Raw genomic sequence first — 19145 nt, 5'->3', positions numbered from 1 at the left:
CAACCAGGCCGTCACTCCTGGAGCGTCACCAAAATTTCTCCAATGGGCGTGGGTGTCACCACCTGCTCTGCCAGGGCGCCCTGCATGTTCAGCTTGCTTTTCTGGGTCAGCGTCTCGTCGTCCACGGCTTTCCCCTCCGCGCTGGAAATGGAAATCTCCGGCCGGTCAAAGGTTCCGACGATCTCCGGGAATGCCTCCTCCGTGGTAAAGTCCAGGGAACAGACAATCTTCGTGTTGGAGTGGTTGGTAATTTGAACCTCATTGCCCGCCAGCCCCCCTGGTCCTCCAGCGGGATACTGCCAGCCCGCGCCGCTTACGTTGTCATAGCTATGGGTCTCCGGGTTCCAGACCCCTGTCCCCTCCTTGGCATAGACAAACTCCATGCTGCCCCAGGAGATATCCACGCTGTATACCGTCTCCGTCTCCAGCTTTTCCTGATAGGACCCCTTAACCGGAATCGTGGAGAGGTCAGAGGGCCGATTCATGTGGCCCTCATTGGCCAGCGCGGGCATGGCCAGGAGAACCAGGCACCCGGCCGCCAGGGGCAGTGTCAACCATTTTTTCATCCCATCCAACTCCTTTGCAGCAGGCCGCAGACACACGGCGCGGGGTTCTACGCCACCGTCACAGACACCGGGAGCTTGGTACTGACCCCCGCCCGGCCGCCATCCTGGCTGTCGTAGAACAGAACGTGAAACGCCCCCGCATACTCGCCGGCCGGCAGCGTCACATCGGCCAGCAGCGGCAGGGACTCCAGGGCGCTGCCTGGGGGCAGAGTGCCGGATTCCGCCGCCACCAGCTCCCCCAGGACGAGACGCACCACCATACTCTGGTTCGAGCGGGCGGGGTTGGCAAACCGAATGGATACCGTCCTTGTCTCCAGACAGACCGCCACCTGGTCAGAATAGGTGATGTTCACCGCCCCGCCTCCCTGGGCCTGGGGCAGTTTGTCCCCGTCATCCTCTCCCGTGGGCAGGGCGTTGTCTTCCACCGGAGGGGCGATATCCGGGGCTGGGGCCGGGGAAGGGTCTCGGAAAAACAGGGCCCACACAGCCACCCCCACCGCCACCAGGGCAATGGCCGCCGCCACCATGAGATACCCTTTCGACCGCCGATCCATCTCCCCGCCTCCTTTGGCATTAGTTTACTAATTTTCCCATCGAAAATCAAGCTTTTTATGATATTTGACAGGTTTTTTCTTTTATAATACCCCCATTCCCCTCTCTTTTCCATTGAATCATTGGATTAGATATCTGTTTATATCAAAATTCCTTTTGAAATTCATCCCTTTTCAAATACTATTTATTAAATTCTATCATTTGTTGATTTCTTATATTCGATAACAGTCCTTTTTGATCTGTCCTGCCAAACCGGTGCCCTTACACAAAAAGACTGGATGAGACCTCACACGTCTCACCCAGTCCTTTGTCTGTGGGGTCCTCCCCTGTTTACCCCTGTCACGGAATCTCCGTGACCTTTAGGATCTCCCGCTTCAAGCGGCCGATGATGCGCTTTTCCAACCGGGAGATATAGGATTGCGAGATTCCCATTCGATCCGCCACCTCCTTCTGGGTATGCTCCCGGCGGCCGCCCAGCCCAAACCGGAGGGTGATGATCTCCCGTTCCCGCTGGGTGAGCTTTTCCAGGGCGTCGGCCAGGAGCTGGCGGTCCGCATCCTCCTCCATGGGCCTCATCACCAGGTCGCTCTCCGTCCCCAGGATGTCGGAGAGCAGGAGCTCATTGCCATTCCAATCGGTACTCAAGGGCTCGTCAAAGGGCACCTCGCTTTTCAGGCTGGCCGTCTTGCGCAGGTGCATCAGGATTTCATTCTCGATGCACCGGGAGGCATAGGTGGCCAGCTTGATGTTCTTGGCCGGCTGATAGGTGCCCACCGCCTTGATCAGCCCGATGGTCCCAATAGAGATCAGGTCCTCAATGTTGATCCCCGTGTTCTCAAACCTCCGGGCAATGTAGACCACCAGCCGGAGGTTGTGCTCAATTAGGGTGGAGGAGGCCGCCTGATCCCCCTCCGCCAGCCGGGCGATGAGCTCCCCCTCCTCCTCCCGGCTCAAAGGAGCGGGCAGCACGTCGCTGCCCCCAATGTACATAATTTTTCCCGGCCGCCACAGCCGGTGCCGGGCCAGCCACTGGCACAGCCGCAGATACCACACGCCAAAACGTCCCTTCATGTGCGCTTCCTCCCATTCGTTTCCGATCCGCCCGCTCAGGCTCCCTCCCGTCCGCCGATGAGGGCGCAGTATCCGCCCCCATCGGACAGCGGGGTGGGAGAGAGGGCGGTCAAACAGTTCCGGTACTCCCAGGGGCCATAGCGGGCCCGGTCCACCCGCAGGGCCAGCAGCATACCGCACTCCACCCCCACCGCCCGGTAGGGCAGAAGCTGCAGGCGCAGACCGCCCAGTTCCCCCTCCAGGTCCCGCAGCAGGTCCACCGGGTGGGACAGGCTCTGCCGGTCCAGCACGGGCAGTTCCGGCACCAGGGTCTGGAGTTTTTCCCCCTCAATGACCACCACCGGCCGGCCTGTGACAGGATCCTGCAGGGTGTTGCCCGTGTCCCGCAGGGCCAGCACCGTCACAGAGCGCCCCTGCCGGGAGAGGGTCAGCTCCTGAAGCTCTCCCCCCGTCCTGGTGTGGGCAAACTGCCCCCGCAGCAGCAGGGAGAGCATTCCATAGCTCAAAGCCGCCGCAATGAGGATGCCCCGCATCCCCAGAGAGGGCCCCAGCAGCCCCCCTGTCCCCGGGTCACCCCCCCGGACCATGGCCACCAGCAGCAGCGCCCCCCCGAAGGCACAGGAGAGCACCAGGAACAGCGCCCCTGTCCGCAGCAGCCGCTCCGACCGACCAAAGGCCGCCAGGAGCATAAGCACCGCCGCGCCGGCCTTGCAGACCGGGTGCTCCAAAAAGCCCCAGTCCGGCAGCAGGGCCAATCCTCCATAGGCCGCTCCCAGGGCGGCGGCCAGCGCGGTCCGCCCCCGGCCCACCGGCTCCCCATCCAGCTTGCCGGCACAGGCCAGCAGCAGATAGTTCACCACAAAATTCAGCACCAGGAAGGCATCCAGATAGACCACCGTCACAGCATCCCCTCCTCTCATTCCCCGTCAAGCTTGTCTCCCATTATACGGCCCGCCCCCCTCAAAAAAGGTCAGAAGGGGGAGAGGATGGACCAGTTTGTTCCGGCCTTTTCCGGCAAAAAAAGAAAGGCCTCTCCCCGAGAGACCTTTCTGAGGCATACGCCGTAGTCTGCCTGTTTCCCCTGTTATCCATTGAGGCTGTCCAGCACCGCATCCCGAAAATGGAGGGGGGACAGGCCCAAGGTATTGAACCGCTCGGCCAGGAAGAGAACATTCTCCCGGCTGGGAGAGACATCCTCAATCACATCCATCTGGACCCAGGTTCCCCTGCACTCTCCCAAACATTCCAGGCCATAGGTGCAGTAGGCCTCCGGGGCATCCTGCCGCCGGGAACAGACCGTCTGATACCGCACCCCCTGAACCGAAAGCCGCTGCCCCCATCCGTTGGGGGCCATCCAATCCTCCTGCTTTTCCACGTATTCCGTCATGCCGCCTGCTCCTTTCTCGAAAATTGTGCTTTACAGGCCGGGAAGCAAAATGATATACTAAGGCGGGTTCCGCGGCATGGGGGCAGCGCACTGCCTGCCCTGACTCGCCGGGCCCTTCCTGGGGACATCTCCCCCGCTTCCTTCGCTATGGTTCGACAAAAACTGGCTATATGGTAGCCAATTCGACAGAATTCGTCAATGGCAGGGATAGATGTCCCCTCAAATCTCCACCCTTATTTGATAAAATCCGTTATCATAGGTGATAAAATGATGCTTTCCACCCAATTAAAGCTTCTGAAAGAAAAACGAAAACTCACCAACCAGCAGCTCTCCGACCTCTCCGGGGTCCCCGTGGGGACCATCAACCGCATTCTGTCCGGGCAGACGGACAACCCCAGCTTTCAGACTGTCTGCGACATGGTGATGGCCATGGACGGCTCCCTGGACGAGCTGGTGGGCATCCAGCAAGAGATTCCCCAGGCAGAGAAAAAGGCCCGGGCCAGCCAGGAGATCCTATCCCTCTACGAAGCCATGATAGAGTCCAAAAACAAATGGCTGCACAGGCTGTTTGTCTGCTGCTGCGTGCTGACCCTGGTGCTCATTTTCCTTGTGATCTTCGATCTGATGAACCCCTCTGTGGGCTTCTTCCGGGGATAGCGCCCCTTCCAAACAAACAGACCACCGACCGCATGTCCGGCCGGTGGTCTGTTTTTGTTTCCATGGCCCATTCCCCGTTCACCCTCGGCCCCATCCATACTTCTCCCGCATCCGGTCCAGCTTGCCTTGCACCGGGTCTGCCAGCAGGTACAGGAGCAGGGCTGTGCTCCCCCCGTGGAGCAAATCCATGGGCAGACCCGCCGCGCAGGCGGCCGCGATCAGCTCCCACTGGAGGGAATGGGACCAGAGCAGTACGGAGGCGGTGTTCATCACGGCCCCATAGAGCACCACAGCCGCCAAAAAGCCAAACAGGCACAGCATCCCCTTCCTGGGACGGCGCCCCCGCCGGGAAAACAGGCTGCCGGCCAAGCCGCCAATGCACCCCATGGCAAACATCTGCCAGGGGGTCCAGGGGCCCTGTCCAAAAAACAGGTTGGAGACCAGCATGGTCACCGCGCCCACCAAAAACCCCGCCTGTCCCCCCAGGCTGACGCCGGTGAGAATGGTCAACGCGGTCACTGGCTTACACTGGGGCGCCCAAAAGAAGGCCCCCCGCCCCGCAACCCCCAGCCCGCACAGGCAGGCCAGCAGCACCAGCTCCCGGGCCCCGGGCCGCCGCTGCTCAAACCAGAAAAAGCTGGGCAGCAGGCCCTCCATCAGAAGCAGCAGGCTGATCCAATGATACTGCTTCCCCTGAAACAGAAGCTCCCCGGCCAGCAGGGTCAAAGCGCCCAGAACAAGGGGTACCCCCACCACCGTCAGCTTACGCCGGGGCGCTCTGTCCCGGGGCGGGGCCGGTATGGCGGCAGGCTCCCTTGGTTCCCCTGCCTCTTCCGGCGCCGCCTGGTTCTCAGGAGGGCGGGCCAGCGGTTTCCTCTCCCCACTGGGTTCCCCGCCGCAGGCGGAGATGACCTCCTCCGGCGTGATCCCCTGGGGCAGGTATGCCCGGACCATCCGGTTGGTGGCGGTGGTATAGAACCGGTTCCCGGAAAAAAAGGCCCGGGGTTGGTCCTGAGCCACAACAGCACCGTCAAAAAACAGGGCACAGCGGTGGGCGTGCCGGGCGCAGAACTCCAAATCATGGCTGACCAGAATCACCGCCGCCCCTTGGGAGAGGAGCCTTTGCAGCAGGGCGGCCAGTTCCTCCTGCCACCGCCAGTCCAGCCCCTTGGTGGGCTCGTCCAGGAGCAGGACCTCCGGCCGGGTCAGCAAGACCTTTGCCAGGGCGGCCCGCTGCTGCTCTCCCCCAGACAGATCGTAGGGATGACGGTCCAGCAGCCCCTCCAGGCCGCACAGTGCCGCGATCTCCGCCACCGCCGCGGCCCCCTCCGCCGGCGGCAGGTCCATCCGCGCTGTCTGGTCCAGCAGGTCCTCCCGGAGGGTTTTCTTCCAAAAGAGGGTCTGGAGGTTCTGGGGCAGCATCGCCACCCGCCCCTGCCTCCGCAGCCTCCCCCTCTGGGGGGCCCGGAGCCCGGCCAGCAAGTGCAGCACCGTGGTTTTCCCCGTTCCATTCCCTCCCAGAAGGGCCAGCAATTCCCCCCGTCCCACCGACAGGGAGAAATCCTTGACCACATCAGGCCCGTTTCGGTCATAGCGGAACCAGAGGCTCTCCGCCTGCAGCAGCGTCTCTCCCGGGGACGGGAGACACACCGGGGGCAGGTCACCCAGAGGGTGTGACCGGGCATACTCGGCCAGCCAGATCTGTCCCTCCCCCACCGTCACCGGGCAGGGCCCTGACTGAGAGACCCGGGCCCAAATCTCCATGGGGGCAGGCAGGGCGGCGGCCAGAGGGTGGTTCTGCCGGCGCAGCCACGCCCCCACCTCCCGCGGGGTTCCCTGGCACAGGAGCTGGCCGCCCTCCAGCACCAGCAGCCGGTCCGACCGGGGGACCGCCTCTGCCAAGCGGTGCTCCGCCAAAAGAATTGTGGTCCCCAGTTCCCGGTTGATCCGCTGGACCATCTCCAAAAAATCCCCGGCGGCAATGGGGTCCAGCTGGCTGGTGGGCTCATCCAGCAGCAGCAAGGCTGGCTCCAGCACCATCACCGCCGCCAGGGCCAGCAGCTGTCTCTGTCCCCCGGAGAGGGTGGATATCTCCCGGTGAAACCAGGTCTGGATGCCAAAGAAAGAGGCCATCTCCGCCACCCGGCGGCGGATCACCGCCGGGTCCCAGCCCAGATTCTCCGGGCCAAAGGCCAGCTCCTGCCAAACCCGGTCCGTGACCATCTGGTTCTCGGGAGACTGCCCCACATATCCGATGCTGGCGCTCTGGGCTCGGTCCGACAGCCCCGACAGGGGCCTCCCCGCCCAGAAAATCTCCCCCCGCCGGGTCCCCTGGGGCGCCAGGGCAGGCTTGCAGCAGCGCAGAAGGGTAGACTTTCCGCTGCCCGACCGGCCGCACAAGGTCACAAACTCTCCCGCCTCCAGGGAAGCTGTCACCCCTCTCAACGCGGGGGTCTCCTGCCCGGGGTAGAACACGGTCAGGTCGTGGAGCTCAAGCTGTGCCATGACCTTCCCCTTCCTTTCCCTGGAAAAACATCAGGCCAAAGCAAACCAGCAGAAGGGCGCTGCTGCCCAGAATGGCCCAGGTCCCCCACTGGGCAATGGCCAGGTTCCCCAAAACCGCCCCCAGGGCAAAGGCCAGAATCACCGTAAAATAGGTGATGGCCCGGTTGCGGTCCTCCCGCTTCCTGGAAAAGCCGAATTCCGCTGCGGCATGAATCCCCGCCCGCAGGTTTCCGATGCACATGGTGGTGGCGATGGCGTTGCCGTGAATTTTTCGGAACGCCTCCACCTGAAAGCCGCAGGCCAGGGAGATGAGACTGTTGGCCAACAGATTGGCCTGCTGCGGCAGAAAGGCCACCAAAGTCAGCAGCAAAATCTCCGCCAGCACCCCCAGCTGCCGCCAGTGAATCCGGTTGGTGCGGTTGCGGAACCGCTGGCGAATCAGAAAGGTCATCAAAATCCCCAGGCCAAAGGCCAGCACGGGAAAGGCGTACTGCACCGCCACCCCCCACTCCCCCTGGGACAGGGCCACGCTGCACAGCAGGATATTTCCTGTCTGGGCGTTGGCAAAGACCTCCCCTCGAAAGAGATAGGAATAAGCGTCCATCAGCCCTCCAGACAATGCCAATAGAATGCCCAGGCGCATGGTCTCGGAAACCTGCCGCTGGAAGGACAGGCTCTCCCTTACCGACCAGTGTTTTTGGTTGTTCTCTTCCATTGTCTCTCCTCCCATGCCTCCAGTGCCAGCGGGGTCAGGCACAGGGCCAGATACACGGTGAGCAGGCTGAGGCTCCCTGGGCCCCCAGCGGCCTGGCAGGCCGGATAATAGGTATACGACAGGCCCCCCGCCGCCCAGCCGGCCACCACATAACCGCCGCTGAGGGCCAGCCACCCCAGCAGTCCCTTGTCCCGGCGGTCCAGCCGGTAGATGGAGAAGCAGGTGCGGCCCGGCAGGCCGTACCCCCGGCTTCTCATGGTGTCCGCTGTCTCTATGGCGTTCTCCAGGCTCCAGCCCAGCAGACTGGAGAGCAGGGCCGCGCCCCAGCCCACCTTGTCCAAGCGCCGCCGGGGCTGACCCAGCAGGCCCCGCTGGGCCCGGTCCGTCTCCTCCAGCCGGCGGCGCAGCCGGGGCACAAAGGAGAGGGTCAGGGAGAGCAGCAGAGCCAGCGCAGGGGCAATCCGTCCAAAGAGATAGGTGATCTTATCCGCCGTGAGCACCGCCTGCCAGCTGGCAAACCAGAGCACCACCGCCCCCAGCAGGCAGGCAGCCGCCAGGCCATAGAGGGTACTTTCCAGCGTCAGCGGCCGCCCGCCGGGCAGCCGGGCCAGCACCGTCTCCCCCTGGCGGACCAAAAGGAGGTTTCCCCCCGCCGCCAGCAGGGCCACCGGCCCCAGCAGGCCCAGCAGCCGTCCCACGGCCCGCCGCCCCCGGAACAGAAGCCCGCAGGCCAGGGCACCGCCCAGGGAAATCCCCAGGCAGGCAGGGTGCATGCAGCCCACGGAGCAGACCAGCACCAGCAGGAAATACAGTAAATTCACACTGGGGTGGCACATATCAAACGCCCGCCGCCGCGCCATGGGGCCCGCCTCCTTTTCTCTCCGTCCTCTCTCCGCCGAAGCAGGCCGGTCACTCCTCCGGACGGTAATGAACCATAAGGGCCTGGGTTCCCAGGTCCCCCAGCCCCCGTTCCTCCAAATCCCGGCAGTTTTCCAGCACCTGCCCCAGCACCTCCAGGGACAGGCCGCTGTCCCGGGACTCCCCCAGGGCCAGGGTCATATCCTTGACAAAATGTTTGAGGAAAAACCCCGGGGCATGGTCTCCGGCGAGAATTTTTCCCCCCAAAGCGTCCATCTGCTTGCTCCCCGCCGCCCCCGTGGCCAGCGCCCCCAGGAGTTTTCTGCCGTCCAGCCCCTTGGCCTGGGCATAGCGCAGTCCCTCGCAGAGACCGGACAAGGTCCCGGCAATCATGATTTGGTTGGCCAGTTTGGCATGCTGTCCGCAGCCTGCGGGGCCCTGGTGGCTGAGGTTGGTCCCCATGGCCGCCAGCAGGGGCCGGCAGGCCTGGTAGTCCGCCGCCTCCCCGCCCACCAAAATGGAGAGGGTGCCCGCCCGGGCCCCGATGTCCCCGCCGGTCACCGGGGCATCCAAAACCCGCAGGCCCCGCTGCCGGCCCTGCTGGAAAATCCGCTGGGCCAAGGCAGGGCTGGTGGTGGTCATGTCGATGAGATAGGTCCCCGGGTCTGCCCGGTCCAGGATATTTCCCGGGGCAAAATAGACCTCTTCCACATCCTTGGGAAAGCCCACCATGGTGATCACCGCGTCCCGTCCCTGGGCACAGTCCCCAATGGTGTCGTGAAATATGGCCCCCTCTTGGATTACGTCCGCCACCTTCTCCCGGTTCCGGGCATAAATATGGAGTGTATACCCCGCCTTCTGCAAATTCCGCACCATTGGTTTTCCCATGATGCCCACGCCAATCCATCCAATGCTTTTCATCTGGTTCCCTCCTGTTTGTCCGCCCCTTTACAAAACGCGGACAGGTCCGGTTGGACCTGTCCGCGCTCTGCATGGCTTATTGTCCGGTCCCGGCGTCTGTGCCGCCGGTTCCCTGGCCGCCGGTGGCGCCGCCATCGGCTGTGCCGCCCGTCCCGCCGGTGGTGGTATTCCCTGTGCCGCCGTTGGTCTGGTTTCCATCCCCCGTGCCGCCGGTCCCGCTGTTGCCGCTGGTGGTACCGCCACCGTTGCTGCTGTTGTTCTGGTTGTTGCTGCTGTTATTGCTGTTACTGTTGTTATTGCTGTTGTTATTGTTATTTGTGGCGTCCTGTCCCTCTTCCGGCTCCCGTCCTGCATCCTGGGTGGAGTCATGGGGGGTGGAATTGGGGTTCTCCACCACTTCCACGGCGATTTCCACGGTTTTCTCTCCCGCCACGCCCTTGATAATCGCGTTGCCCACTTCCCGAGCTGTGATGACACCCTCACTGTCCACCTCAGCCACGGAGGTGTTGTTGCTGCTCCACTTGATGGTGGCAGGGGTCATATCCGCCTTCTCCATCTCCACAGTGGCGTTGATGGTGTAGGTCTCCCCGGAGGAAATGGTCACCTCGTCCTGGCTCACCCGGATGGAGACAACCCCAGGGGCGGTGTCCACCACGGTGACCGTCCCGCTGGCCACCTTCTCCCCCTCCACGGTGGCGATGATGGTGGCGCTGCCCAGGCTCTTGGCGGTCAAGGTACACTCCAGCCCCTCGCCCTCCACGGAGACCACGTTGTTCTCACTGCTGGTCCAGAGAACCTCTGGTTCTGCGGCGTTGCTGTCCACGCCCTTAAGGGTCGCGGTGGCCGTCTCTCCCACCACAATGTTCTTCGTGGAGAATTCCAGCTCATAGCCGCTCTTGCCGCCCAGCATGGAGCGGATCACCAGCGCCGCCAGCACAATCACCACCAGGCCCAGGATAATGGGCACCAGCTGCACCGCGCTTCTCCGGCTGGAGGACGCGGGGGGCCGGCGCTGGCTCTGGCTGGACGGTCTTCTCCTGGGGTCCTCCGGGGGCCGGCGGTTTCCGTTCCGGCTGCCCTGCCCAGAGCGGGAGGTGTTCCGGCTGGAAGAGGAACCGCTGCGGGAACCACTCCGTCCGCTGGGGGCGGGCCGGCTGCTTCGGGTGCTGCCGCCGGCGGGCCGTTTCTTCCGGGCGGCGCCATGGTCCTCCCAGTTGGGGGCTGTGCGCTCCCAGTCCGAGCGGTCAAAGTCATCATACCAATCCCGGCTGCTCCGGGTGCTGTATCGGTCCGAATAGCGGTCCCGGTCATAGTATCCACGGTCATAGTCCCGCCCAAAGTCACTGCGGTAATCCCGGTCGCGATAATAGTCCCGGTCATAGTCCCGTCCACTGGAATAAGAGGAGGAGCCCCGGCGGGAGCTCCCTCGAGAGGACCGGCTGCTGTAATCGTCATAATCATCGTAACGCATGCTATCATCCTCCTGACGATTGTTCTGAAACAGAAAAGTCATCGGGTTCATTTTAATTCTACATAGTTCAGGATATTATATCATATCTCTTTCGCCCTGAAAACACCCAATTTGTAAAGATTCCGCAAAATATTGTCATTCATTTTGGGCGGAATCCCAGCTTCCCCTTTACGAAAGGGGGGCATTATGCTACAATAATCACAAATACCATGTTTTTCCGGCGGCCCTCCTGCCTGGAGCGCCGCTCCCACTTCACAAGGAAAAGAGCGTGCTCCATGAAGCTATCCTTTCAAACCGCCGGCCCGGATGGCGCGCGGACCCTATTGGTCAAAACTTCAGTCTCTCCAGATGCCTACCAGGACCTGACCCAGCGCCTGCTGTCTGTCCAAGAACTCCAAGCTCAACAGGTGGCCTTTCTTACCCCCCCTCAAGGGGACGGTGTGGTTCGGCTGGAGACCGCGGCAGGCGCGTTGAGCGGGGACCTACTCCGCCAAGCCGGCCTGGCCTTCGCCGTGAGCCGGGGCATCCGGCGGGAGAAAAAATTCCCGGTGGAGGCCCAGAGTGTCCCCGCCCCTCTTCTGGTCCACGCCAACCCCCTCACCGGCCAGGTGACCGTGGACCTGCCCCCACCCCAGGCCCAAGGCACTCGTTCCCTGTTCGGCCAGCAGGCCTCCGTACTCCACTTCCCGGGCCTCTCCTATGTCATCTGCCAGGGAAGCGCCCTCCCCCCTGACCCGGAACTGCGGACTCTCCTCTCCCAGCTGGCCCGGGAATGGGAGATTCCCGGCGCAGGCGTTCTGTTTTGGAACCCCCAGGAGGACTTCATGCGTTCTGCGGTTTACCTGCCAAAAACCGACACCCTTCTCCAGCCCCCGTGCTGCTCCACTGCTGCGGCCGCTATGGCCGCCTGGCACGCACGCCGGCAGGAGGGACTGCATAAGCGAACCATCCGGCAGCCGGGGGGCACCCTTCAAACCACCGTGGCCATTCAAGGCGGCAGTCTCCGTCGTCTGTCCGTCGGCGGGCCCGTGACCCTGGGCCCAGCGTATGAAATCGCCTTTTAATCCCCCTTCCGCATCTTTACAGGAAAAAAAGAGCGGCCGATACGGCCGCTCTTTCTCTATGCCGGGGATCAGTCCCCCTTGTATTTCTCCAAAAACTGCCGGGTACGCGCCTGCTGGGGATGGCCGAAAACCTCTTCCGGCGTCCCTTCCTCCACCACCACGCCGCCGTCCATGAACAGAACGTGATCGGCCACATCCCGGGCAAAGCTCATCTCATGGGTGACAATAATCATCGTGGTGTGCTGGTCCGCCAGGCTTCGGATGACCTTCAGCACCTCACCGGTGAGCTCCGGGTCCAGGGCGGAGGTGGGCTCGTCAAAGCAGAGGATGTCCGGCTTCATGGCCAGGGCCCGGGCAATGGCCACCCGCTGCTGCTGGCCACCGGAGAGCTGGTGGGGATAGTTCCCCATCCGGTCCTGGAGTCCCATCTGGGTCAGCAGGTCTCTCCCCTCCGCCCGGATATCCTCCAGGGATTCTCCGGTTTTCTCTCCCTTTGCCATCAGTTCCCGGGCCAGGGTGACATTTTCCAGGGCCGTATACTGGGGAAAAAGGTTGAAATTCTGGAACACCAGGCCAAAATGGAGCCGCTTTCGGCGAATCTCACTCTCCCGCTGGGTGGCGGGGTCCCCTGCGTCGAACAGGGTCTCGCCCCGCACGGAAATGCTCCCCTTGTCCGGGGTCTCCAAAAAGTTCAGGCAGCGCAGCAAGGTGGTCTTGCCGCTGCCAGAGGAGCCGATGATGGCCAAAACCTGTCCCTCCGGCAGGGAGAAATTGATGTCCTTGAGCACCTTGGTGGCGCCAAAACTCTTCTCAATATGTTGTACGTCTAAAATCGCCATAGAGTGCCTCCTTACCGGAAGTAGCTGAGCTTCCGCTCGATGAGATTGAAAAGGATGGTGAGGATGCCCACAAAAAGGAGGTAAAACACGCCGGTATAGAAGAATGGCCACACCAGGCCGCTGCTTTTCATGAAGGAGTAACCGGTGAAGGTCAGCTCATACACGGAGATGATCCGGGCCAGGGAGGTATCCTTGACCAGGGTGATGATCTCGTTGGACATGGGGGGCACAATGCGCTTAATCATCTGGAGCAGGGTGACCTTAAAGAAGATCTGCTGCTTGGTCAGTCCCAGGACCTCCGCGGCCTCCCGCTGGCCCGCCGGGACCCCCTGGATTCCGCCCCGGTAAATGACAGAGAAGTAGCAGGCGTAGTTGATGGAAAAGGCCACCACTGTGGCTGTCATCCGGCCGGCCTCTCCGTCCCAAATGTTGTTGCCCAAAATCCCAGGGATGTACATGAAACCGATGAGCTGGAGCATCAGGGGGGTTCCCCGGACAATCCAGACCAAGGTGTTGCACAGCCAGCGCAGGGGGGTCAGCCGGCTCATGGAGCCGAAGGCAATCACCAGCCCCAAGGGCAGGGCAAACAGCAGCGTCAAGAAAAAGATTTGTATTGTGGTCCCCAAGCCGCTCAGCAGGGTTAAGGTTACGTTCCAAAACATGGTGAACTCCTCGTCTGATGTTCAATAGGCCAGGCAAAGGCAGAGAGCGGCCGCTCTCTGCCTTTGCGGTTGATTGCTTTCTCTGGGATAGCCCCCGTCACTTCCCGGCGGTGACCACCACCTGGGCGTTGTTGAAATAGGGGTTGGTGCACTCCATGGAGTTTTTCACCTCATCGGTGAGGGTCATGCCGTTCCACAGCACATCCACATTCTTGGAGTCCAGCTCCATGATCTTGTTGTCCCAGTCGATCACCACAAACTGGACCTCCACGCCCAGCTTTTCCGCCACGACCTTGGCCATGTCTGCGTCAAAGCCGATCCACTGGCCGTTTTCATCCTTGTAGTCCATGGGCTCAAACTCGGTGATGCCCACAATCAGGGTACCCTTGTCCTGGATATAGGCCACATCCCCGTCTGCGGCAGGGGTGAACTCCTCTGCGGCGGGCTGCTCCACCAGGGCGTCCTGGAGCTTATAAGTGGTAGCGATCTCCTTCATGGTGCCGTCGGCATAGGCCTCAGCCAGGACATTGTTGATGTACTGGGCCAGGTCAGAGCCCTTGCGGCAGCCGATGCCGTACTCCTCGGTGGTCAGACCCTGGCTGTCATAGGTGAGATCGGGATAGCTGGTGCCTTCCCCGGTCATAGCCGCCGCCATGAGCAGGTCGATGATGGCCGCGTCGGAGGTGCCGGCGGAGACCTCCATCAGGGTGTCCGCCTGGGCGGTCACCGGGTTGGTCTGCCAGCCCTTCTCCTTGGCAATGGCTTCACCGGCGCTGCCGGCCTCCACCGCGTAAACCAGGTCGGCGGCATTGGTCTCTGTTTGGGTACCTTCGGTTCCCTCGGTGGGGTCCGTGGTTTCGGGCTGCCCGCAGGCGGACAGGAGGGTGCAGCACATCACGGCTGCCAGCAAGACTGCAAGTGCTTTTTTCATGTTCTAACGCTCCATTCTCAATCAAACTTCTTCCTTCTTTTCTCACGATTTTTTAGCACTCTATCGTGATAAAGTATTAACATAATACCACACCAGAGACAGATTGCAAGCCCTTGCTGCGTTTTTTTTGCTCTGCGGTGCATTTTTGTCGTTTTCACCAAAATCAGCCTGGGGGCCTGGGGGGATTTCTCCCCTGTTTTCCATGAAAAATCCCCCGGCAAATGCCGGGGGATCAGGGATTCTGGCAGTTCCTTTTTCAATAGCTGGTTTCCCGGGCCGGTAGGAAGGTGTCTCCATCCTGGGCCAGCTGGCCCAGCACGCCGGCCAGGGCCCCGCCTGCGGACTGGCTGTGGACCAAGACCCGGAGGGCCGACCCCTGCTGTTCTCCCGCCCGCACCAGGGTCTCATAGGTCCGGGTCGGGTCGGTGACGGAGGAGAAGGTCAGGCTGGGGGTCCAGCAGAGATAGCCTGCCTCCGCCAGGGTGGATTCCTTGCTCAGAACAAACCATGTCTCCTGGCGCAGGATGCCCGCCAGCTGCCGGCTGCCGGCCTCCACGCTCTCCAGGCGCTGCGCCGGGGTGTTCCCCGTGGGAATCAGGCCCACCTTATGCCCCCGTCCGGCTGCCTGCCGAATCTGGTCGGCACACTGGTTCACCTCTTCCGCCGGGAAGAACACCACGCCGCGGACTCCCACCGTGCTCATGGCATTCAGGGTCGCGGTAATCTCCCGGTCCGCCGAGGCCTGGACCCCTACATACAGGGAGAATGTGGGGGCCGGCTCCGCATCCGCCGGAATGTCCGGGGCCACCGGAGTATCCGGGTTCCCCGGCTGATTGGGCTGGCTGGGGGTGCCGGAATCGGGATCATTGGGGATAACAATGGTGCTGTTGCCGCCCCCGTCCCCGCCGCCATTGGGGCTTTGGCTCTGGTAATAGCTGTTGATCCGGCTTCGCATAATCGAGGCCGCGGAACTGAGGAACAGGGAATCGCTGAGCATGGCGTTTCCGTCCTTCAGCCGCAGCAGCGGACCGTAGTCGGTGCTGTAAAAGGAATAACTCAGGCCAAAATACCGGCAGACCGCATAGGCGGGGACGTAGTACACCCCGTTCTGCCGCAGAACCTTCCCTGGGACAGGGGCCTCTCCCCCCACCGCCGTGGCGGTCCCATTCTGAAGATCAAAGGTCATGGTCTTCCCGGAGAGGTTATAGAGAACGAGCTTGGTGTTGTTCTCCGTCAGCCCATAGTATAGACCGAAATTGACCCCGGTGCTCTGGCTGTTGAAGACATTCACCGGCACGTACACCCAGCCGCTGTACTGGACCGGGGTCATCTGCACAGACTGGGCGGGCAGCGTGTCGTTGAGGGACAGGAAAAACAGTCCTCCAGAGGCCGAAGAGGGCATCACCAGCAGGGTCAGTGCCAGCGCCGCGGCGCAGAGAAAGGACACAATGGTCTTGATTCGTTTCATACGCTCCCTCCTTTCAGGACGGAATCTGGGTTCTGTCTTGCTTGGTAGGAGTTTATTGTACCATGGACCGCGTCATTTTTCAACGGTCAACCCTCCTTCTTCCAGAAAAACAGAGGACGCTCCCGGGGGAACGTCCTCTGTATCACGCTTTAAGGGGTCCTGCCGCCTATCCCCAGGCTGCCGCTGCCGCCCATGGCGTCTGTGAGCTGCTCGATCCGCTCCAGGGGAAAGGGAGGCAGAGAGAGGGGTTTGAGGGCAATGGACATCAGCTTCATGGGGTTGTCATCCCCCGCCACCCGGTTGGAGCTGAGCTTGCCGCACCGGCGGCACCGGTGAATCACCGCCCACTCCTCTTTTTTCCGCACCCACACCCCGATGGGGTCCATGATGCCGCCGCAATCCGCGGCGCGGTCTCCCGGCTCCTGGTCCACGTGGAGGCTGCTCAGGCAGTTGGGGCAGTGGTTGCGGTGGTCGCCCCCCGTGGGGGTGGGAAAGACCAGCCGGTCGCAGACCCGGCAGGAAAAGGTATCGTTGCAGCGATGGGTTTTATAGTAACCCTTTTCAAAGGTTTTTCGTTTGTTTTCCCGATTCATTGGGAAGGTCCTCCTCCATACTTTCTTTATCTGGGGAGGCTTGGCGATGATGGTCTGGCACCAACCTCCCGGTCAGGCCACAAGCACCGAATCACACCAGTTTCTCAAAAAACATCGTCCTTTCTTCTGTTCTCACGCCGGTTCTCCCGGCTTTTTTATCATACCACAGTCCCGGCCCCGCCGCAACCCCCGGTCTCAGCCGGCCAGGGTGTAGTCATAGACGAAAAAGGTCATCTCTCCAGATTCCTGTCCCAGCCAGATACGCTGGGTCTGCTCGGCCCGGCGGACCATCCCCTGGTGTTCATAAAAGCCATAGTTGCAGCTGGTATCTGTGAACAGGAAAACGGTCCCGATGCCCTCCTGCCGCATGTTGTCCATCACCGCCTGAAACAGACGTTTGCCCAGTCCCATGCCCCGGCGGGGCTGGTCCACGGCGAAAAACGCCACCTGGCCGGGGTAGGATTGGGGGCACCGGGACAGCAGCGCCTGGTTGATCCTTTCCACCCCGGAAAAGAGCCGGGCCACCTTCCGCCCCTCCCGGGTCGCCAGCAGCGCCAGGACTGCCCGGGCCGCCCGCCAGCGCAGGGACCAGGGGCAGCGGTGGGTCCTCTCGTTCTTCCCCATGATGATCCCCACAGGCACACCGTCCACCACCGCCACCCGGGTGAAGGTCTGTTGCGTTAGGCACTGGCGCAGGTAGACCCGTCCCAGCCGCTGGGCCGTCTTCGGCCCACAGAAACGATCATACTGCCAGGTCCGGCGGATCACCCCGGCCAAGGCCTCCTGGTCCTCCGGCTGGAACGGGCGGATGTCTATTTGGTACTCCATTGCTTCTTGCCTCTCCTTGTTGTGCAATTCAGCCGGGGAGGCGACGGTTCCCCTTGCCTTTCCCCGCTGTATCCAGTACAATAAACCGTACTGTAACTGGACAGTCAAGAGGAGTTTTTACATTGATACCACAAGAGACAACATTCACCATCGGACAGTTTGCCGCCATCCACGGCATCCACAAAAAAACACTGATGTGGTACGACCAGGTGGGACTGCTCTCCCCCGCCTTTGTGGGGGAGAACGGCTACCGATATTACAGCTACCGCCAGAGCGCCCGGCTGGAAACCATCCTGATGCTGCGGGCTCTGGAGGTCTCCATCCCGGAGATCAAAACCTTTCTGTCCCACCGTTCCGCCGGGGAGCTGCGGCGCCTGCTCACGGAAAAAATTGCCGGAGTGGAGGGGCAGATCCGCCGCCTGGAGGAAATCCGCCACGCCCTGGTCCGGCAGCAGGCCTCCCTGGCCCGGCTGGAAACCCTGCCCCTGACACAAATCTCCCTGGTCCGCCGGGAGACCTGCTACCTGGCCACAGTGCCCCTGCCCGGGGACACCCCCACGGACCGGGAGATTGCCGCGGTCATCGACCAGGCCAAGGCCCATCAGCTGGGCCACCTTCACGAAGGGGTTTATGGCGCCATGCTCCCCGTGGAGCACCTGCGGCAGGGGCGGTTCACCGACTACACCCACCTCTTCCTGGAGGTCCCCGCCCCCACCCGCCGGACGGGGCTGCACCGGCGTCCCAAAGGGCGGTATCTTCTGGCCTATTACCAGGGACCCTGGCAGGGACTTCCCGCCAAGTACGAGGCCATTCTGGCCTATGCCCGGGACCACGAGCTGACCCTGACCGGTTTCGCCTATGAAAAGGGCGTCAATGAGCTGGTGATCCAGCAGGACGAGGACTATATCACCCAAATCGAGATCCCCGTTCAGGACCCCTGCTCCGACGGGTCCTCCCCCCGCTCCCACCGAACCACATAGGACCCCAGCACCTGCCGGCAGGGAATGGCCGCCGCGTTTTCCGGGGAGAGGGCGCGCTTTTCATACGTCTTCCGGGGAGCTGTTGCAAAGGCGGGTAGGGTTTTCCCCTGGCTGGCGCCCTGGGCGTCCCCCGGAGAAAACTGCCAAGCAAAGACACAGTCACAAAATTCCTTGTGGCTGTTTCCAGGCTGGCTGGGCCGAAAAGACAGGGTCTCCCCCAGAAAGAAGCACCCCTCGTTGTCCCGTTCCGCAGGGCACCCGCCCTCCACCCCAACCGCCGCAAAGGAGATAGTGAGAAAGGGGGCGGCGAAGGTGACGGTTTTTCCCTCTCGGGCATAGGACAGCTCCGCCGTCCGGCTGTCCCAGTGCCCCACATTCAGCCAGCCCCGTTTCCCATGCCCCTCCACAGGGGTATTCAGCTCCAGATAGGCTGTCTCTTCCGGTCCCCGCCGGATTTCACCGTTGATCCGCAGCACAGGCCGCAGGGAGACAAATCCCGCCGGCAGCAGGGCACGGAGCCGGTCCTGTTCCACCTCATAGGCCATGACATACTGTTCTACCTGCATTGCACGCGCTCTCCTTTCGTTTGCTCTGTGACGACCTCCTATGGGGCGGCCCCTTCCCGTCCGCCCGGTCTTGCAATTCCGGCCGCACTTCGATATGATAGAATCTCAAGAATCTCAGAAGAGACCATTCACGTTCATAGGAGGATAAAACCATGCTGTTTCTCTGTTATTCCCGGTGTTCCACCTGCAAAAAGGCCCAGAAATGGCTGGATGAACAGGGCATCGCCTACACCCAGCGGGACATCAAGGAGGACAACCCCACCCTGCAGGAGCTGGAAACCTGGCACCAGGCCAGCGCCCTGCCCCTGAAAAAATTCTTCAACACCAGCGGCCAGCTCTACCGCGCCCTGTCCCTGTCGAAAAAGCTGCCGGACATGACCCAGGCGGAGCAGTACGCCCTGCTGGCCTCCGATGGCATGCTGGTCAAGCGCCCCATTCTGGTGCTGGACGATGGCCGGGTCCTGGTGGGCTTTCAGCAGGACCAGTGGGCCGAAGCCCTGGGCTGAGGGCC

At 62.1% G+C, this 19145-nt stretch carries 22 protein-coding genes; 4 read left to right on the top strand and 18 right to left on the bottom strand.

Translation table 11 applies throughout. The annotated features are described in order from the left end of the window. Positions 1 to 11: 11 nt before the first annotated feature. The 5 genes from DV520_RS07415 to DV520_RS07395 form a co-directional block, all read right to left on the bottom strand. Positions 12 to 566, bottom strand: coding sequence for a hypothetical protein (locus tag DV520_RS07415; RefSeq protein WP_021920772.1), 555 nt, complete (start codon positions 564 to 566; stop codon positions 12 to 14). Positions 567 to 613: 47 nt separating this feature from the next. Next, positions 614 to 1120: a hypothetical protein gene (locus DV520_RS07410; protein ID WP_117142319.1), complete on the bottom strand. Its 507-nt coding sequence runs from the start codon at positions 1118 to 1120 to the stop codon at positions 614 to 616. Between the two features lie 337 nt (positions 1121 to 1457). Beyond that, positions 1458 to 2189, bottom strand: coding sequence for an RNA polymerase sporulation sigma factor SigE (gene sigE, locus DV520_RS07405; protein WP_117142318.1), 732 nt, complete (start codon positions 2187 to 2189; stop codon positions 1458 to 1460). 35 nt (positions 2190 to 2224) lie between these two features. Next, positions 2225 to 3091 carry a sigma-E processing peptidase SpoIIGA gene (locus DV520_RS07400; RefSeq protein ID WP_242984665.1) on the bottom strand — a complete coding sequence of 289 codons (867 nt, stop codon included), beginning with the start codon at positions 3089 to 3091 and terminating at the stop codon, positions 2225 to 2227. A 182-nt stretch (positions 3092 to 3273) separates the two neighbouring features. After that, a complete protein-coding gene (locus DV520_RS07395) occupies positions 3274 to 3576 on the bottom strand; it encodes a hypothetical protein (protein ID WP_117142316.1) in 303 nt (100 codons plus the stop codon). 270 nt (positions 3577 to 3846) lie between these two features. Here DV520_RS07395 and DV520_RS07390 point away from each other — a divergent pair, with 270 nt between their 5' ends. Continuing rightward, entirely contained in the window at positions 3847 to 4233 is a 387-nt protein-coding gene (locus DV520_RS07390) for a helix-turn-helix domain-containing protein (RefSeq protein ID WP_165850063.1), read from the top strand. A 78-nt stretch (positions 4234 to 4311) separates the two neighbouring features. Here DV520_RS07390 and DV520_RS07385 read toward each other — a convergent pair whose 3' ends face one another. The 5 genes from DV520_RS07385 to DV520_RS07365 all read right to left on the bottom strand — a co-directional run bounded on the left by DV520_RS07385 (position 4312) and on the right by DV520_RS07365 (position 10703). Continuing rightward, on the bottom strand, positions 4312 to 6738 hold the full coding sequence (locus DV520_RS07385) for an ATP-binding cassette domain-containing protein (protein ID WP_117142314.1): 2427 nt from the start codon (positions 6736 to 6738) through the stop codon (positions 4312 to 4314). Continuing rightward, positions 6725 to 7453 (bottom strand): YoaK family protein, encoded by a 729-nt coding sequence (locus tag DV520_RS07380; protein ID WP_021919761.1) that lies wholly within the window; start codon positions 7451 to 7453, stop codon positions 6725 to 6727. Before DV520_RS07380 ends, DV520_RS07385 begins: the two co-directional genes overlap by 14 nt. Continuing rightward, positions 7420 to 8313 carry an energy-coupling factor transporter transmembrane component T family protein gene (locus tag DV520_RS07375; RefSeq protein ID WP_117142313.1) on the bottom strand — a complete coding sequence of 298 codons (894 nt, stop codon included), beginning with the start codon at positions 8311 to 8313 and terminating at the stop codon, positions 7420 to 7422. Before DV520_RS07375 ends, DV520_RS07380 begins: the two co-directional genes overlap by 34 nt. A gap of 49 nt (positions 8314 to 8362) precedes the next feature. Next, positions 8363 to 9232, bottom strand: a complete 870-nt coding sequence (locus DV520_RS07370) for an NAD(P)-dependent oxidoreductase (protein ID WP_117142312.1) — start codon at positions 9230 to 9232, stop codon at positions 8363 to 8365. Between the two features lie 76 nt (positions 9233 to 9308). After that, on the bottom strand, positions 9309 to 10703 hold the full coding sequence (locus DV520_RS07365; RefSeq protein WP_117142311.1) for an Ig-like domain-containing protein: 1395 nt from the start codon (positions 10701 to 10703) through the stop codon (positions 9309 to 9311). A 275-nt stretch (positions 10704 to 10978) separates the two neighbouring features. On the opposite strand from DV520_RS07365, the gene DV520_RS07360 reads away from it, so the two are divergent. Further along, positions 10979 to 11767 (top strand): histidine racemase CntK family protein, encoded by a 789-nt coding sequence (locus tag DV520_RS07360; protein ID WP_117142310.1) that lies wholly within the window; start codon positions 10979 to 10981, stop codon positions 11765 to 11767. 68 nt (positions 11768 to 11835) lie between these two features. Here DV520_RS07360 and DV520_RS07355 read toward each other — a convergent pair whose 3' ends face one another. The 7 genes from DV520_RS07355 to DV520_RS07330 all read right to left on the bottom strand — a co-directional run bounded on the left by DV520_RS07355 (position 11836) and on the right by DV520_RS07330 (position 17088). Then, positions 11836 to 12606: an amino acid ABC transporter ATP-binding protein gene (locus DV520_RS07355; RefSeq protein WP_117142309.1), complete on the bottom strand. Its 771-nt coding sequence runs from the start codon at positions 12604 to 12606 to the stop codon at positions 11836 to 11838. Positions 12607 to 12617: 11 nt separating this feature from the next. Next, positions 12618 to 13268, bottom strand: a complete 651-nt coding sequence (locus DV520_RS07350; RefSeq protein ID WP_021919906.1) for an amino acid ABC transporter permease — start codon at positions 13266 to 13268, stop codon at positions 12618 to 12620. A gap of 97 nt (positions 13269 to 13365) precedes the next feature. Next, a complete protein-coding gene (locus tag DV520_RS07345) occupies positions 13366 to 14199 on the bottom strand; it encodes a transporter substrate-binding domain-containing protein (RefSeq protein WP_021919907.1) in 834 nt (277 codons plus the stop codon). 17 nt (positions 14200 to 14216) lie between these two features. Beyond that, a complete protein-coding gene (locus DV520_RS12150; RefSeq protein ID WP_133308841.1) occupies positions 14217 to 14459 on the bottom strand; it encodes a hypothetical protein in 243 nt (80 codons plus the stop codon). Beyond that, positions 14456 to 15667, bottom strand: coding sequence for a polysaccharide deacetylase family protein (locus DV520_RS07340; protein WP_117142308.1), 1212 nt, complete (start codon positions 15665 to 15667; stop codon positions 14456 to 14458). Before DV520_RS07340 ends, DV520_RS12150 begins: the two co-directional genes overlap by 4 nt. Before the next feature lie 149 nt (positions 15668 to 15816). Then, positions 15817 to 16260 (bottom strand): RNHCP domain-containing protein, encoded by a 444-nt coding sequence (locus tag DV520_RS07335; protein ID WP_117142307.1) that lies wholly within the window; start codon positions 16258 to 16260, stop codon positions 15817 to 15819. A 195-nt stretch (positions 16261 to 16455) separates the two neighbouring features. After that, positions 16456 to 17088, bottom strand: coding sequence for a GNAT family N-acetyltransferase (locus tag DV520_RS07330; RefSeq protein ID WP_117142306.1), 633 nt, complete (start codon positions 17086 to 17088; stop codon positions 16456 to 16458). A 122-nt stretch (positions 17089 to 17210) separates the two neighbouring features. Between DV520_RS07330 and DV520_RS12680 the strand changes: the two genes are divergently transcribed. Next, positions 17211 to 18068, top strand: a complete 858-nt coding sequence (locus DV520_RS12680; RefSeq protein ID WP_117142305.1) for a MerR family transcriptional regulator — start codon at positions 17211 to 17213, stop codon at positions 18066 to 18068. Here DV520_RS12680 and DV520_RS07320 read toward each other — a convergent pair. After that, positions 18017 to 18634, bottom strand: a complete 618-nt coding sequence (locus DV520_RS07320; protein WP_117142304.1) for a hypothetical protein — start codon at positions 18632 to 18634, stop codon at positions 18017 to 18019. The two genes, DV520_RS12680 and DV520_RS07320, sit on opposite strands and share 52 nt — an antisense overlap. A 152-nt stretch (positions 18635 to 18786) precedes the next feature. Here DV520_RS07320 and DV520_RS07315 point away from each other — a divergent pair, with 152 nt between their 5' ends. Further along, complete coding sequence (locus DV520_RS07315; RefSeq protein WP_021919913.1) at positions 18787 to 19140, top strand: arsenate reductase family protein; 354 nt, start codon at positions 18787 to 18789, stop codon at positions 19138 to 19140. The last annotated feature ends 5 nt before the right edge of the window (positions 19141 to 19145 follow it).

This window comes from Evtepia gabavorous (assembly GCF_003425665.1).
GTDB lineage: Bacteria > Bacillota > Clostridia > Oscillospirales > Oscillospiraceae > Evtepia > Evtepia gabavorous.
Note: the sequence above shows the minus strand (reverse complement) of the source record. Positions and strands in the feature narration are given on the sequence as shown.